General features: G+C 59.7%; 1 protein-coding gene. It reads right to left on the bottom strand.

Translation table 11 applies throughout. The features are described 5' to 3' along the window. Positions 1–1,540, bottom strand: a 1,540-nt coding sequence (locus tag A3AY_RS40010) for a hypothetical protein (RefSeq protein ID WP_018330174.1), incomplete at both ends; no start/stop codon positions are given.

The raw sequence follows: 1,540 nt of genomic DNA on the forward strand, positions 1-1,540 counted from the left end.
CGAGCGCAGCTAAGCCTTCTACGAAGCGACTCGCGCACATCGGCCATAATTTCGCCTGTGCGGCTGAGAGCGCGGCGTCGCGCCAGATGCCGGCGCGATAAGAAGCAGACACATCCAGAGCCGGCAGGATCTGTTGGTAGATCTCCAGCGCGCTCGCGGTATCTTCAAGTCGGTAAAAAACCTTGCCCTTGGCCGCTAGGACACGCACCGGATTTGCAATCCGCGACGCAGTCCGGTTGGCGATTGAAAGCGCGGACCTGGCATCTTTCAGGTCTTCGTCGGTCACACGCACCAAAAGTGCGGCGGCAGAATCAACAAGTGAGAACATTTCCGCCTTAAGCGCGATGGCGATTGTTCGCTCGATTTCGCTCAGCCAAAGACGGTCGAGCATGACGGACGCCGCATCAAGGTCACCGGAACGACCTGGCAAGATGAAACGTCTGTCCTCAATCGCCAGGGGTTCAACGATATCGAGGAACCTGCCAAATGCCGGCGAGTCCGCAAGCGAGTGCGCCAAGGTGAGCGAGAATATCGGGGATAGATCAGGAAAGTCTACCTGGACATCTCCTCCTTGCTGTTCCAGTCGCAGCAGGCCATTGCCGACTTTCTCCGCCGCCTGCCTAAACCGAATGCCGAGAGAGAGGAGGAACGGGACGTCATGCGTGACCGTGTCCAGCCGCAAGACCTGCCACAGAAACAAGAAGTCGAAAAAGTCGGTGGCGAGATCATCCGCCGCCCGTCTTTCGGACTCCTGCAGGGCGCGTTTGATGATGGCCGGAATCTCCTCCTTTTGCGCCTCCACGGCGATTCGCAATTGCAGGATCCGGAACACGGCCCGATCGACCGCCGCCGGAAACAACGAAAGATCGTTTTCGTCAATGGCCATCATTGTGAAGATGCGAGCGGTTTCGCCGATCTGTTGCCAGACCTCCGCAGGCGCCTCTAAAAGACTGGGAAGGATGTGGAGGAGAGGCCCGATCTGTTTTGCAATGATCGCGTGCATCAGGAGGGTCGAGACGTCGCCAGCGTCGAGCGAGGGATCGGCGAGCCACGCCCAGGCGATGCTCGCATGCATATCCATATTCCAGGATGGCGTGCGCGTGTCGGTCCCGAGGCCGCGAAGGAGCGGCGAGACGCGAAGGTCGGATGTGTCGGTCACCTCCAACCACGGACCTATCAGCCGATCGACGATGTGACCTGGTTCTTTGACCGCAGGAAAAATTCCACCAATGGCCTGAAGCCGCAAGCGCGATATCCGGCCTATCACCAGGCTCGCGCGGCAAAGCAGTTCCCGCTCATCCTCGGGCAGCGCTGATACCATCCGCCTTGCCTCGGCACGCACATCAACGATCTCAATGGTCGGAGCCATCCACTCTCCGATGGATGGCTTGGGCCAGTTCTGCTGTTGCAAAGCAGACAAGCGGGCATCGACGAGTTGGGGGTGGCCGCTCGTGGAGGCAAGGACGATCTTCGCCCAGGTATCTGCCGCTTCATCCGGGCAGCCGGCTTCGGCGAAGTAGGCGGCGATCTCTTCCGCCTC

This window comes from Rhizobium giardinii bv. giardinii H152 (genome assembly GCF_000379605.1).
In the GTDB taxonomy this organism is placed as follows: Bacteria; Pseudomonadota; Alphaproteobacteria; order Rhizobiales; family Rhizobiaceae; genus Pararhizobium; species Pararhizobium giardinii.